The 12,875-nt window shown below is 72.8% G+C and carries 15 protein-coding genes; 11 read left to right on the top strand and 4 right to left on the bottom strand.

The annotated features are described in order from the left end of the window. The first annotated feature begins 23 nt into the window (after window positions 1-23). From AC2H4J_RS13795 to AC2H4J_RS13780, 4 genes are all read left to right on the top strand, one after another. On the top strand, window positions 24-959 hold the full coding sequence (locus tag AC2H4J_RS13795) for a tyrosine recombinase XerC (RefSeq protein ID WP_487465442.1): 936 nt from the start codon (window positions 24-26) through the stop codon (window positions 957-959). Window positions 960-1,032: 73 nt separating this feature from the next. Further along, complete coding sequence (gene whiG, locus AC2H4J_RS13790; protein WP_487465441.1) at window positions 1,033-1,845, top strand: RNA polymerase sigma factor WhiG; 813 nt, start codon at window positions 1,033-1,035, stop codon at window positions 1,843-1,845. Window position 1,846: 1 nt separating this feature from the next. Continuing rightward, a complete protein-coding gene (locus tag AC2H4J_RS13785) occupies window positions 1,847-2,455 on the top strand; it encodes a GrpB family protein (protein WP_487465440.1) in 609 nt (202 codons plus the stop codon). After that, a complete protein-coding gene (locus AC2H4J_RS13780) occupies window positions 2,436-3,212 on the top strand; it encodes a class I SAM-dependent methyltransferase (RefSeq protein WP_487465439.1) in 777 nt (258 codons plus the stop codon). The genes AC2H4J_RS13785 and AC2H4J_RS13780 overlap by 20 nt, the downstream gene beginning before the upstream one ends. A gap of 7 nt (window positions 3,213-3,219) precedes the next feature. Here AC2H4J_RS13780 and AC2H4J_RS13775 read toward each other — a convergent pair whose 3' ends face one another. After that, window positions 3,220-4,167 carry a hypothetical protein gene (locus AC2H4J_RS13775; protein ID WP_487465438.1) on the bottom strand — a complete coding sequence of 316 codons (948 nt, stop codon included), beginning with the start codon at window positions 4,165-4,167 and terminating at the stop codon, window positions 3,220-3,222. Window positions 4,168-4,196: 29 nt separating this feature from the next. Further along, the gene (locus tag AC2H4J_RS13770; RefSeq protein ID WP_487465437.1) at window positions 4,197-4,700 is read right to left on the bottom strand and encodes a murein hydrolase activator EnvC family protein; all 504 of its coding nucleotides are present in this window, start codon (window positions 4,698-4,700) and stop codon (window positions 4,197-4,199) included. 297 nt (window positions 4,701-4,997) lie between these two features. On the opposite strand from AC2H4J_RS13770, the gene rpsB reads away from it, so the two are divergent. From rpsB to AC2H4J_RS13745, 5 genes are all read left to right on the top strand, one after another. Continuing rightward, window positions 4,998-5,930, top strand: coding sequence for a 30S ribosomal protein S2 (gene rpsB, locus AC2H4J_RS13765; RefSeq protein ID WP_487465436.1), 933 nt, complete (start codon window positions 4,998-5,000; stop codon window positions 5,928-5,930). A gap of 93 nt (window positions 5,931-6,023) precedes the next feature. Continuing rightward, a complete protein-coding gene (gene tsf / locus AC2H4J_RS13760; protein ID WP_487465435.1) occupies window positions 6,024-6,839 on the top strand; it encodes a translation elongation factor Ts in 816 nt (271 codons plus the stop codon). Window positions 6,840-6,940: 101 nt separating this feature from the next. Continuing rightward, window positions 6,941-7,711 carry a UMP kinase gene (gene pyrH / locus AC2H4J_RS13755; protein WP_487465434.1) on the top strand — a complete coding sequence of 257 codons (771 nt, stop codon included), beginning with the start codon at window positions 6,941-6,943 and terminating at the stop codon, window positions 7,709-7,711. A 24-nt stretch (window positions 7,712-7,735) separates the two neighbouring features. Next, window positions 7,736-8,293 (top strand): ribosome recycling factor, encoded by a 558-nt coding sequence (gene frr, locus AC2H4J_RS13750; RefSeq protein WP_487465433.1) that lies wholly within the window; start codon window positions 7,736-7,738, stop codon window positions 8,291-8,293. A 32-nt stretch (window positions 8,294-8,325) separates the two neighbouring features. Beyond that, window positions 8,326-9,390 carry a phosphatidate cytidylyltransferase gene (locus AC2H4J_RS13745; protein ID WP_487465432.1) on the top strand — a complete coding sequence of 355 codons (1,065 nt, stop codon included), beginning with the start codon at window positions 8,326-8,328 and terminating at the stop codon, window positions 9,388-9,390. Here AC2H4J_RS13745 and AC2H4J_RS13740 read toward each other — a convergent pair. Beyond that, on the bottom strand, window positions 9,387-10,490 hold the full coding sequence (locus AC2H4J_RS13740) for a GNAT family N-acetyltransferase (protein ID WP_487465431.1): 1,104 nt from the start codon (window positions 10,488-10,490) through the stop codon (window positions 9,387-9,389). The two genes, AC2H4J_RS13745 and AC2H4J_RS13740, sit on opposite strands and share 4 nt — an antisense overlap. 17 nt (window positions 10,491-10,507) lie before the next feature. On the opposite strand from AC2H4J_RS13740, the gene AC2H4J_RS13735 reads away from it, so the two are divergent. Next, complete coding sequence (locus AC2H4J_RS13735; RefSeq protein WP_487465430.1) at window positions 10,508-11,464, top strand: DUF2332 domain-containing protein; 957 nt, start codon at window positions 10,508-10,510, stop codon at window positions 11,462-11,464. Next, on the top strand, window positions 11,461-12,111 hold the full coding sequence (locus tag AC2H4J_RS13730; protein ID WP_487465429.1) for a TrmH family RNA methyltransferase: 651 nt from the start codon (window positions 11,461-11,463) through the stop codon (window positions 12,109-12,111). Before AC2H4J_RS13735 ends, AC2H4J_RS13730 begins: the two co-directional genes overlap by 4 nt. Here AC2H4J_RS13730 and AC2H4J_RS13725 read toward each other — a convergent pair. Beyond that, a complete protein-coding gene (locus AC2H4J_RS13725; RefSeq protein ID WP_487465428.1) occupies window positions 12,108-12,872 on the bottom strand; it encodes a polyphosphate kinase 2 family protein in 765 nt (254 codons plus the stop codon). The two genes, AC2H4J_RS13730 and AC2H4J_RS13725, sit on opposite strands and share 4 nt — an antisense overlap. Window positions 12,873-12,875: the final 3 nt, after the last annotated feature.

The following is a 12,875-nucleotide window of genomic DNA, read 5'->3' as shown; positions in this document are numbered from 1 at the left end:
GCGGGCCACCGCACGGTTCCGGGGTGACCGCGGGGACAGCAGATGCACGGGCGGCGCTGCCCCCTGCGCTGGCCGAGGCCCTGGCCGGGTACGAAGAGCACTTGCGCACCCAGCGCGACCTGTCCGAGCACACGGTCCGCGGGTACGTCACCGACGCGGTGTGGCTGCTCGACCACCTCGTACGCCGCGGCGGCGAACAGGTGCACGACCTCGACCTCGCGGCCCTGCGCGGCTGGCTCGCGCAGGGCCGCACCCGCGGGCACAGCCGCGCCACCACCGCCCGCCACGCGGCGTCGGCCCGCTCCTTCACCGCCTACCTGCGCCGGGCAGGACTCACGCCCGACGACGTGGGGCTGCGGCTGGTCAGCCCGAAGGCCCACCGTCCACTGCCCGACGTCCTCGCCCCGGATCAGGCGCGGGCCGTGGTCGATGCCGTGGCCGGCGCCGACGACCCCATCGGGCTCCGGAACGCCGTCGTCGTCGAGCTGCTGTACGCCAGCGGCATCCGCGTGAGCGAGCTCGTCGGCCTCGACGTCGACGACGTCGACCGCGGACGTCGCCTGCTCCGGGTCCTGGGCAAGGGGCGCAAGGAACGCAGCGTGCCCTACGGCATTCCGGCCGAGCAGGCGATCGACGCCTGGCTGACCCGCGGGCGGACCGCCCTGGCCACCTCGGACTCGGGACCCGCCCTGCTCCTCGGTGCCCGCGGGCACCGGCTCGACGCCCGCGAGGCGCGGCGCGTCGTGCACAAGGCGGTCGCGGCGGCCCCCGGCGCCCCCGACGTCGGCCCGCACGGGCTGCGGCACTCGGCGGCCACCCACGTGCTGGAGGGCGGCGCCGACCTCCGGTCGGTCCAGGAGTTGCTGGGCCACGCTAGCCTCGCGACGACCCAGATCTACACGCATGTGACGGTCGAACGCCTCCGTGCGGTCCATGCGCAGGCCCACCCCCGTGCCTGAGAGGGTGGCCGCGTGGCCAGAGGCGGGTACGACCAGCGAGCACGACGCAGCGGCAGCATCGAGGAGGGCGACCGTGCCTGAGGCCACCATCCACCGGATCGACGAGTTCGACGAGAGCCGTGAGGATGCCGATGCCCTGCTCGCAGAGCTGTGGAACGAGTACGTGGCCCACCGTGACCCGGGGCTGCGGGATCGGCTGATCCTCCACTACGCCCCGCTCGTCAAGTACGTGGCCGGCCGGGTCGGCAGCGGCCTGCCCGCGCACGTCGAGCAGGCCGACCTGGTCTCCTACGGCACCTTCGGGCTCATCGACGCGATCACCCGCTACGAGCCGACCCGCGAGGTGAAGTTCGAGAGCTACGCGATGGCCCGCATCCGTGGCGCGATCATCGACGAACTGCGTCACACCGACTGGATCCCGCGGTCGGTGCGCATGAAGGCCCGGTCCTACGAGCGGGCGGTCGCCGAGCTCGAGGCCAAGCTGCAGCGCACCCCGACCGACGAGGAGGTCGCCGACATCCTGGACATGGACGTCGAGGAGATGCGCAAGTTCCTCGGTCAGCTGTCCCTGGTCAACGTCGTCGCGCTCGACGAGCTCCTCACCGACGACGACGGCGGCGGCTCCCCCCGGCTCGGCGACACGCTGCAGGACTCCAGCGCCCTGGACCCCCAGGCGATGGCCGAGCACGGCGAGGCGCGCCAGCTGCTCGCCCGCGCGGTCGAGCAGCTCCCGGAGCGGGAGAAGGTCGTCGTCAGCCTCTACTACTTCGAGGGCCTCACGCTCGCCGACATCGGCCGGGTCCTCGGCGTCACGGAGAGCCGGATCTGCCAGATGCACACCAAGGCCGTGCTCCAGCTCCGCACGAAGCTCGCCGACATCGCCTGAGGTGGGTGACCCGACGGGCGCCGAGCTCGATCGCTACCTCGACTCCGTCCTGATCGGTGGCCGGGAGCCGTTCACGCCGGTCGTCTCGGACTACGACTCCGCGTGGCCGTCACGGTTCGCCGAGCTCGAGGCTCGTATCGGGGCGGCGCTCGAGGATGCGGCCCTCGCGGTCGAGCACATCGGCAGCACCTCTGTGCCGGGCCTCGCCGCGAAGCCGATCATCGACGTGCTCGTCGTCGTGGCGGACGTGGACGACGAGCCGTCGTACGTGACCGCGCTGGTGGACGCCGGCTTCGTGCTGCGCGTCCGTGAGGCGCGTCATCGCATGTTCCGCACGCCCGACCGGGATGTCCACGTCCACGTCTACTCCTCAGGCGACCAGGCGATCACGGACTACCTGGACCTCCGGGACTGGCTGCGGGTCGACGAGGCCGATCGGACGCTGTACGCCGCCGTGAAGCGCGATCTGGCTCGGCGACCGTGGTCCGACATGAACCATTACGCCGACGCCAAGACCGACGTGGTCCAGCAGGTGCTCGGCAGGGCGAGGGCGTGGAGAGCATCCGGCGCCACCGAGGCGGGAAGGTCTCATGCCGATCGACTTCGGTGACGTGGCCAACCGGCGGAGCTACTCCGACCGCGAGGCCGACGCCTCCTGGCGGGACGCGGTCACAGCGCGAGTGGATCCGGTCGGCGCGCACGTCGTGGACATCGGCTGCGGGGGAGGGACCTACCTCCGCGCCTGGCACGACCTGGGTGCCGCGAGGGTCACCGGCGTCGACTCGAGCGCGCCGATCCTCGACACCGCCCGGGAGAGCCACGGCCATCTGGCGGGGGTGTCGTTCCGCCTGGGGGACGCAGCCGACACCGGCCTCGCGCGCGGAAGCGCAGACATCGTCTTCGAGCGCGCCCTGATCCATCACGTGCTCGACCTCCGCGCGGTCGCCGTGGAGGCATACCGGATCCTCCGGCCCGGCGGGATCCTGCTGCTCCAGGACCGCACTCCCGACGACGTCGCCCAGCCCGGGTCCACCGGCCATCCCCGCGGCTGGCTCTTCGATCTCTTCCCGCGGCTGCTCGATGTCGAGAACGGGCGCCGTCCGGACACGCGCCGGGTCGGCGCAGCGCTCGCCGCTGCCGGCTTCGACGACGTGACGACGACGACGCTGTGGGAGATCCGCCGCCGCTACGCCGACCGAGAGGACTACCTCGCCGAGATCGCGTCGCGCACCGGGCGGTCGATCCTGCACGAACTCAGCGACGCCGAACTGGCCGACCTGGTCGGGGGACTGCGGCGCCGGATCCCCGAGGGCCCGATGGTCGAGCAGGACCGGTGGACGCTCTGGCGAGCCGCGCGCGCCGCCTGAACCCGCGTCAGGCCGGGCGCCCCCATTCGTACGCGGCCTGCCCGGCTGTCCGGAGCTCCGTCGGCGCTCCGTGCCGGCGGTCGACGGTCACCGACAGATCCGCCACCGAGCAGTTGAGCACCCGATGCGCAGGGTGGCCCGGCGTCGGGTCGGCGTAGTCCCACTCGACGAAGGCCGCGGACGGCGCGGAGACCGTGGCGCTCACGGTGGCCCCGGCGGCGGGGATGCGCAGCCGGCACCGGTCCGGGGCCGCGTCCACAGCGACCGGACGGCCGAGGCCGCCCACGCGGATCCGTTCCCCACCCACGGACACGGCGCCATTGGCGACCCACGGCGTGAGCAGCGGGCCGATCCGCACCCGCGCCACCGCGACGTCCAGCCAGGTATGCGTCGCGGCGCCCTCGAATCCGAGACCGTGCAGCCAGATCCACTGCTCGGCGTGCTGCTCGCCCCAGTTGTGCCCCACCATCCCGTGCCACCCGTCCACGGCGACGGACTCCCCGTCCACCTCGACGCGGCCGTCGAACACCGTCGCGGGGGACAGGGACAGCAGTTTCGTGCGCGGCAGCCGTGCCCGGTACATCCAGTCGCGCGGAAGGTGCTCCAGCGCGGGCTCCGCGTCGTGGGTGCGCAGGGACCACGACATCGAGCCGGCCCGCCCCTCGATCCCGGCTGGGCCGAACGTGCTGTCGCCCAGCCGGATCCACGCGCCCGGCGTCGTCGTCGCTGGCCCCGCGCCGACCCGGACGGCGCGCGGCGCGGGGGAGCCCCGGTCGAACAGGGTGAACCACAGCTGGCCCTCCGGTGGCCCGCCCGGAGCGACCGAGACCGTGTACCGGATCCACATGCCTCGGCTCCCGGTCGGGTCCACCGCCCGCAGGTAGTAGCTCTCGTAGTGCCCGCGACCGCTGGCGGCGTCCGGCCACCGCGCGGGGGCCGGCTCGGCGAGGACCATGGCCGCAGGCTAGCCAGCCGTGCAACCGCTCATCGGAGCGGCAGGAGACGGATCCGTACGGGGCGGACCAGGAGCATCGGGTCCAGATAGGTCTCGCCCCGGCGCAGGCCCCAGTGCAGACAGGCCTCGCGCGGGCACCCGGAATGACCGGCCTCCAGGATCCCGATCGGGGAACCGCGGGCCACCTGCTGTCCGGCGGCCACCGAGGGGCGCACCGGCTCGTACGTCGTCCGCAGGCCGCCGGTGTGGTCGACGCTGACCACCGGCCGGCCGGCGACCATGCCGGCGAACACCACGGTCCCGTCGCCCGCGGTCAGCACGAGCGAGCCGGCGGCACCGCCCAGGTCGACCCCGCGGTGTCCCGCGGCGTAGGGACCGGGCGGACGCTGGAACGGGCGGGTGACCTCGAGGTCGCCGGTCAGCGGCGCGCCCCACGGGACGGCCGGTTCGGGGACGGCCGGCGAGGCGCCCGCCGGTACCGGCGCAGCGACCGTCGCCAGGGCCAGGAGGAGCAGCAGGACGCGGGTGCGCACGCTCCGATCCTGGGCGCCGCCGCGTGCCCGAGGTGCGGACACCGCAGATCTGTGGATGCCCGGACGGCTGGGGAAAACCCGGTGCGGACCTCGCGTATGCTTGTCCGTGCGGCCCGTCTCGACGGGTCGACTTCGCGTGTCCTCTGCCCGCTAGCGCGGGACAGCCGCCACCTCGGTCCCGACGGGAAACCGCCGGGTTGTGTGGCGCGGCCGGACACCAGGGCGAAGCACCACCCGGTGCCCGCGGCAAACCGAGAGAGCGTGGCCCCCGGGCCGCGCGCAACCAGGAAGGCGACCATGGCAGTCGTCAGCATGAAGCAGCTGCTCGACAGCGGCGTCCACTTCGGGCACCAGACCCGTCGCTGGAACCCGAAGATGAAGCGCTTCATCTTCACCGAGCGCAACGGCATCTACATCATCGACCTGCAGCAGACGCTGGGGTACATCGACAACGCCTACGAGTTCGTCAAGCAGACGGTCGCCCACGGCGGCTCGATCCTGTTCGTCGGCACCAAGCGTCAGGCGCAGGAAGTCGTCGCCGAGCAGGCCACGCGCGTGGGCATGCCCTACGTCAACCAGCGCTGGCTGGGCGGCATGCTCACCAACTTCCAGACCGTGTTCAAGCGGCTGGAGCGCCTCAAGGAGCTCGAGGACCTCGAGCAGACCGGTGCGCTGGTCAGCCTCTCCAAGAAGGAGCAGCTGGTCCTCTCCCGCGAGAAGGCCAAGCTCGAGCGCTCCCTCGGCGGTATCCGCGACATGAAGAAGGTGCCCAGCGCCATCTGGATCGTGGACACCAAGAAGGAGCACATCGCCGTCGGCGAGGCCCGCAAGCTGAACATCCCGGTCGTCGCGATCCTGGACACCAACTGCGACCCCGACGAGGTCGACTACAAGATCCCGGGCAACGACGACGCGATCCGCAGCATCGCCGTCCTGACCCGCGTGGTGGCCGACGCCGTCGCCGAGGGCCTCATGGCCCGCTCCGCCGCGCAGGCCGACGCCGGTCGCGGTGAGGCCGGCGCCGAGCCGGTCATCGGTGGCGACGAGCCCCTGGCCGACTGGGAGCGCGAGCTCCTGACCGGTGGGGACGCCGCCGCGGCTCCTGCAGCCGACGCCCCGGTCGACCCGGCCACCCTGCCGGAGACCCCGCAGTACCCGCCCACGGTCACCGCGGAGGAGGTCGCTCCCGGCGGTCTGCCCTCCGCCGGCGAGCCCGCACCGGACCTCTGATCCGACGGCGCCGTCCCCGCTCGTCGCGGGGACGGCGCCCCGGCACGTCCGCACCACGTTCTCTCGCACCACCCCAGACCTAGAGGAAGTGACATGGCTGAGTTCACCGCAGCCGACGTCAAGCGTCTCCGCGACGCCACCGGCGCCGGCATGATGGACTGCAAGAAGGCCCTGACCGAGGCCGACGGCGACTACGACAAGGCCGTCGAGTTCCTGCGCGTCAAGGGCGCCAAGGACGTCGGCAAGCGCCTCGAGCGCTCCACGACCAACGGCATCGTCGTCAGCAAGGACGGCGCGCTGCTCGAGCTCGACTGCGAGACCGACTTCGTCGCGAAGAACGCCGACTTCGTCACGCTCGCCGAGCGTCTGCTCGACATTGCGCTGCAGTCCAAGCCGGCCGACGCCGAGGCGCTGCTGGCCACCGAGGTGGACGGCCAGACCGTCGCCGCGCTGGTCGAGGGCGAGTCCGCCCGCATCGGCGAGAAGCTCGTGCTGAGCCGCTTCGTCGCCTTCGAGGGCACGACGGCCACCTACCTGCACAAGCGGGCCACCGACCTGCCCCCGGCCATCGGCGTCGCGGTGCAGTACTCCGGTGGCAGCGAGGACGCCGCGCGCAGCCTGGCGATGCACATCGCCGCGGCCCGCCCGCGCTTCCTCACCCGTGAGGAGGTCCCGGCGGAGGCCGTCGAGACCGAGCGTCGCGTGGCCGAGCAGACCGCGAAGGAGGAGGGCAAGCCGGAGCAGGCGATCAGCAAGATCGTCGAGGGCCGGGTGAACTCCTTCTACAAGGACTTCGTCCTGCTCGAGCAGCCCTCGATCACCGAGCCCAAGCGCACGGTCAAGCAGGTTGCCGACGACGCCGGCCTCACCGTGGAGCGGTTCGCCCGCTTCGAGGTCGGCCAGGCCTGAGGCACAGCACGTCATGAACGGCTCCGCTCCCGACTCTGGGAGCGGAGCCGTTCGTGTGTGCGGCAGGATCAACTCACCGATGTCGAACGAGGGATGACGCGTTGACCGACACCACACCGCCGCTGTCCGCACCGACCGCCTTCCAGCCGGCCGACGGGAGCGGGTACCACCGGGTGCTGCTGAAGCTCTCCGGCGAGACGTTCGGCGGCGGCAACGTCGGCGTCGACGCCGACATCGTCCGCGGCATCGCCGAGCAGCTGGCCGAGGTGGTGGCCAAGGGCACGCAGGTCGCCGTGGTGATGGGTGGCGGCAACTTCTTCCGCGGCGCGGAGCTCAGCCAGGCCGGCATGGACCGCACCAAGGCCGACTACATGGGCATGCTCGGCACGGTCATGAACTGCCTGGCCCTGCAGGACTTCTGCGAGAAGGCGGGCCTGGAGACCCGGGTGCAGTCGGCGATCACCATGGGCCAGGTCGCCGAGCCCTACATCCCGCGCAAGGCCATCCGGCACCTGGAGAAGGGCCGCCTGGTCATATTCGGTGCCGGCGCCGGCATGCCGTACTTCTCCACCGACACCGTCGCCGCCCAGCGCGCCCTGGAGATCGAGTGCCAGGTGCTGCTCATGGGCAAGAACGGGGTCGACGGCGTCTACGACGACGACCCGCGCACCAATCCGGCGGCGGTCATGTACGACGACCTGGACTACGCGACCGTGCTCGCGAAGCAGCTCAAGGTGGCCGACGCGACGGCCATCAGCCTGTGCATGGACAACCAGATGCCGATCGTGGTGTTCAACCTCCTGCGTGACGGCAACATCGCCCGAGCGGTCGCAGGTGAGAAGATCGGCACGCTGATCAGTCAGCCGGCCTGAACCGGCTCTAGGAGGGAACACCCAGTGATCGACGACACCCTGCTCGATGCCGAGGAGCGGATGGACAAGGCTCTGTCGGTCGCCCGCGAGGACCTCGGCTCGGTACGCACCGGCCGGGCGGCGCCCTCGATGTTCAACAAGATCGTCGTGGACTACTACGGTGCGATGACGCCGGTGCCGCAGATGGCGTCGATCACCGTGCCCGAGGCGCGCATGGCCGTCATCAAGCCCTACGACGCCACGCAGATGTCCGCCATCGAGCGGGCCATCCGCGACAGCGACCTCGGGGTGAACCCGACCAACGACGGCCAGGTGCTCCGGGTCGTCTTCCCGCAGCTCACCGAGGAGCGTCGCCGCGACCTCGTGAAGATGGCCCGGGCCAAGGGCGAGGACGCCAAGGTCGCCATCCGCAACATCCGGCGCCGCGCGAAGGAGGAGCTCGACCGCCTGGTCAGGGACGGCGAGTCGGGTGAGGACGACGTCCGGCGCGCGGAGAAGGAGCTCGACGACCTCACCGCACAGCACACCCACAGCATCGACGACGCGGTGAAGAACAAGGAGACCGAGCTCCTCGAGGTCTGACCCTCGACGGTTCGCTCCCGATGACACCGCCCATGACGCCTTCCTCCGCCCCCGACCGCCCCGGATCCCCCGACCGGGGCACCGAGCGACTGCCTCTCGGGGTGCGCGGCGGCCGGCCGTCCACCCTCGGTGGCCGGCCGGGGCCGGGGGACGACGAGACCGGCCCGGTCGCGCTCACGGGGGCCCGTCCCTCGCCGGCGACGCTGCGGTCGGGTGAGCAGCCGATGATCGCCCCGGACGAGGCCTTCCCGGAGGATCCTGCCGACGTGCCCACGACCGAGCAGCCGCCCGGGCGCGCGGGACGCAACCTGGGTGCGGCGATCGGGGTCGGGCTCAGCCTCGGCGCGGTGATCGTCGCCTCCCTCCTGCTGTGGCGTCCCGCCTTCGTCGGCGTCGTGACCGTGGCGATGCTGGTCGGCGTCGTCGAGCTGACCCGCGCTCTCGGCGCCGGCCGGTTCCGTGCGCCGCTGGTCCCGCTGCTGGTCGGCACCGTCGCGATGGAGGGCCTGGCCTGGACCCGCGGTGCGACCGGCCTGGTGGTCGGGTTCCTGCTCACGGTGCTCGCCGTCGTCGTGTGGCGGCTCGCCGACGGGCCGGTCGGCTATCTGAAGGACGCGTCGGCCGGGGTCCTCGTGGCGGTCTACGTGCCGCTGCTGGGGGGTTTCGCCGTCCTGCTGCTGGTGCCCGGCGACGGCGTGACCCGCGTGCTGGCGTTCATCGCGACGGTGGTGGCCAGCGACGTCGGTGGCTACGCGGCCGGCGTGCTCATCGGCAAGCACCCCATGGCGCCGTCGATCAGCCCCAAGAAGTCGTGGGAGGGCTTCGGCGGATCGGTCACCGCCTGCATGATCGTGGCCACTCCGATCGTCGCCCTGGCACTGGACGGGCCGTGGTGGGGCGGGCTGCTGTTCGGCGCCGCCCTCGCGGTCTCGGCGACCGTGGGTGACCTGGGGGAGTCGCTGATCAAGCGCGACCTGGGCATCAAGGACATGGGTCACCTGCTGCCCGGGCACGGCGGTCTCATGGACCGGCTGGACTCGCTGCTGCCGTCGGCCGCCGTCGCCTACCTGCTGCTCTCGCTGCTCGCGCCGGTCTAGGCCGGGCGGTCCACCGCCCAGGTCGTGCCCAGTTCGACGAACCCGCGCCGGGCGTACCAGTGCCGCGGCCAGTCGTCGGCCGCCGCCTCCAGGACGACGAGGTCGCACCCCGCGCGGGCGGCGAGGTCGACCGCGCGGGCGAGCACCGCGTCGGCGTGCCCGCGGCCGCGTGCGGCCGGACCGGTCAGCACCGAGTCCACCGCCGCCGTCGCCCCGTCGACGCGAATCTGTCCGGAGGCCACGACCCGGCCCTCCTCGCGCACCACGAGGTTCGTCACGGCGAGCACCCGGTCGTTGAGGCGCTCCCGCCCGATCAGGTCGGCGATCACGCGCTCGCGGTCGGGGCGAGCGGGCAGGTCGCGCCGCCAGGACTCGGCCCAGAACCGATGCACGTCGCGCTCCTCCACCAGCTCGACCCGCTCCCCGCCCTCGGTCCGGGCGGCCGGCCGGCCCATCTGCAGCAGCGCCGTGGTGGTCCAGCCGCGGCCGCGCAGCTCGGCGGCGACGTCGTCGGCCGCGGGCCACAGCAGGCCGGCCGCCCGGTGCGGCCACCCGGCGTTGCCGCCCACCTCCTCGGCCGACGTCTCCACGGTGTCGGCGTCCACCGGGGAGGTGAACAGCAGCCGGTTGTTGTCCTTGGAGTGGACGACGTCGGGGTCCAGGACGGCGACGCCCCCCGGGACGTCGCCCACCCCCACGGCCCGGCGGATCGGCAGCGACGTGTCGAACGACAGGGCGCGGGCGAGCAGGTCGTCGGGCGCCGGCAGCGCACACGGTGCCGGCGGCCGGTAGGGCACCACGGCGGTGACGGCGGACGTCGGCAGCGGCCCGTAGAGGTGCGGGAACCGCATTCCTCCGGGGTCGGCCGGCACGCCGTCCTCGAACCGGACGGGATCGGTCAGCCGCGCGGGATCCACGACCAGCAGCGCCAGGTCGCGGCGACCCGGGTACAGCCGCTCGGCGGGCAGGTGCACCTGCTCGGGGGTGGAGAGGTGCACGAAACCGACGGAGGCCAGGGACGGCGGCCGCACCGCGCCCTCTGCCAGCGCCGTCCGCCACGCGGCCGGCTCGATGAGGTGCACGAGGACGTCGGGAGACACCCTGCGATCCTGCCTGCATGGCCGACGACGACCGGACCCGGATCGCGGGGGAGTTCCGCAGCTTCGTGACTGCCGCGGCAGCCGCGCCCTCCCCGCTGTACGCCGAGCTCTCGGCGGCTGTGGCCGAAGACGACGACATCCTCGACTTCCTGGTCGCACTCCCGCGGGGCCGCCAGCAGCCGATGCTGCTGTTCGGCGCGATCGCGTTCCTCGACGGCCCACCGGCCGACCCGGATCAGCTGCGCGCGGCGATCCGGGACGACGGGGACCGCATCCGCGAGACGATGCTCACCCGGTTCACCCAGACCAACGAGCCCGCCCGCTGCGCCGCGCTCGTCACGGCGCTCGCCGACGTGGAGGGCCCGGTGGGTCTGGTCGAGGTCGGCTCCTCGGCCGGCCTCTGCCTCTATCCCGACCGCTACAGCTACGAGTTCGACGGCCGCACCGTCGGCCCGCGCAGCGCCGTCCACCTGACGACGTCGACGACCGGCGCGATCCCGGTGCCCGACCGGTTGCCGGTGGTCGCCGCACGGGTCGGCATCGACCAGAACCCGCTCGACCCGGCCGACCCCGACGACCGGGCGTGGTTGCGGGCGCTGGTGTGGCCCGGGCCGAATGCCCGGTCGCGGCTCGAGCGGCTCGACGCCGCGGCCGGCATCGCCGCCCGGGAGCCGGCCACCGTCCTCACCGGCGACCTGATCGACCGGCTCCCGGAGGCGCTGCGCCTGCTGCCCGCCGGATGCACGCCGGTGGTGTTCCACACCGCCGTCCTCGCGTACCTGCGGCGCGCCCGCCGCGAGGAGTTCGCCGGCCTGGTGTCTTCCCTCGGCGTGCGGTGGATCGCCCAGGAGTCCGCCGGCATCGTGCCCGGCATCGATCGCCACCTGGCGGGGCCGGAGTCCTTCGTGTTGTCGGTCGACGGGCGGCCGGTCGCGGTCACCGCGCCGCACGGCGGCCGGATCGACTGGCTGTGACCCCCGACGAATCGGCCGGCCCGACCGAGTGGGGCGAGAGCGTCGGCGTCGGTCCGTGGGTGGGCCCGTGGCCGCGGGACCCGCGCTACGACCCCGCCCTGCTGGCCGACGGCGACCGGCGCAACGTCGTCGACCGCTACCGCTACTGGACCCTGGCCGCGATCGTCGCCGACCTCGACCAGCGGCGGCATCCGTTCCACGTGGCCATCGAGAACTTCGGCCACGACCTGAACATCGGCACGGTCGTGCGGACCGCGAACGCGTTCCTCGCCGCCGAGGTGCACATCGTCGGACGGCGGCGGTGGAACCGGCGGGGAGCGATGGTCACCGACAGGTATCAGCACGTGCGCCACCACGCGGACGTCGCCGGGCTGGCCGCGTTCACCACGGCCGAGCACCTGCCGATCGTCGCCGTGGACAACCACCCGGGCGCCGTCCCGCTGGACACCGCCGCCCTCCCCGAGCGCTGCGTGCTGCTGTTCGGGCAGGAGGGCCCGGGGCTGACCCCGGAGGCGAAGCACGCGGCGGCGCTCACCGTGTCCATCGCGCAGTTCGGCTCGACCCGGTCGATCAACGCGGGCGTGGCCGCGGGCATCGCCATGCACGCCTGGATCCGCCAGCACGCCGACCTGGGGGCCTCGGGTTAGGACAGGGGCGGGTCCGGGTCGATGCCGCGGTCGATCAGGGCCTGCTCCATCGCCCGCGCCACGGTGCGGACGACGTCGACGCGGGCCCAGCGCTTGTCGTCGCCGGCGACCACGTGCCAGGGCGCGCCGGGTCGCTCGGTCCGGTCCAGCATGTCCTCGACGGCGTCGGCGTAGGCGTCCCGCTTCTCGCGGTTGCGCCAGTCCTCGTCGGTGAGCTTCCACGTCTTGTACGGGTCGTCCCGGCGCTTCTCGAACCGCCGGAGCTGCTCCTCCCGAGAGACGTGCATCCAGAACTTGACCAGGATCATCCCCTCGGCCACGAGGCTGCTCTCGAAGTCGACGATCTCCGCGTAGGCCCGCTCCCACTCCTCCTCGGTCGCGAAACCCTCCACGCGCTCCACCAGGACCCGGCCGTACCAGCTGCGGTCGAGCACGGCCATGCCGCCCCAGCCGGGCAGCTTCGGCCAGAACCGCCAGAGGAAGTGGTGCCGCTTCTCGTCGCGCGTGGGAGCGGCGAACTGGGCCACCCGGACGTGCCGGGGGTCGATCTCGCTGACCAGCCGCTGGATGGCTCCGCCCTTCCCCGAGGCGTCCCAGCCCTCGAACACCACGCACAGCGGCGGTCCCAGCTCCTGCGGCCCGATCTGGCCGCCCAGCAGCAGGCGCAGGTGCACCATCCGTTCCTGGGCATCGGCGAGGTCCTTCTTGTACTCCTTCTTGCTCAGGCGCTGCGTCAGGTCGACGTCGTCCAGCCGGCTCATGGG

The organism is Blastococcus sp. OS1-29 (genome assembly GCF_057628075.1).
Note: the sequence above shows the minus strand (reverse complement) of the source record. Positions and strands in the feature narration are given on the sequence as shown.

Coding starts and splice junctions, on each gene's coding strand:
- rpsB (WP_487465436.1), top strand. CDS start 4,998: ATGGCAGTCGTCAGCATGAAGCAGCTGCTCGACAGCGGCGTCCACTTC.
- tsf (WP_487465435.1), top strand. CDS start 6,024: ATGGCTGAGTTCACCGCAGCCGACGTCAAGCGTCTCCGCGACGCCACC.
- AC2H4J_RS13775 (WP_487465438.1), bottom strand. CDS start 4,167: ATGGTCCTCGCCGAGCCGGCCCCCGCGCGGTGGCCGGACGCCGCCAGC.
- AC2H4J_RS13735 (WP_487465430.1), top strand. CDS start 10,508: ATGGCCGACGACGACCGGACCCGGATCGCGGGGGAGTTCCGCAGCTTC.
- AC2H4J_RS13725 (WP_487465428.1), bottom strand. CDS start 12,872: ATGAGCCGGCTGGACGACGTCGACCTGACGCAGCGCCTGAGCAAGAAG.
- AC2H4J_RS13780 (WP_487465439.1), top strand. CDS start 2,436: ATGCCGATCGACTTCGGTGACGTGGCCAACCGGCGGAGCTACTCCGAC.
- AC2H4J_RS13745 (WP_487465432.1), top strand. CDS start 8,326: ATGACGCCTTCCTCCGCCCCCGACCGCCCCGGATCCCCCGACCGGGGC.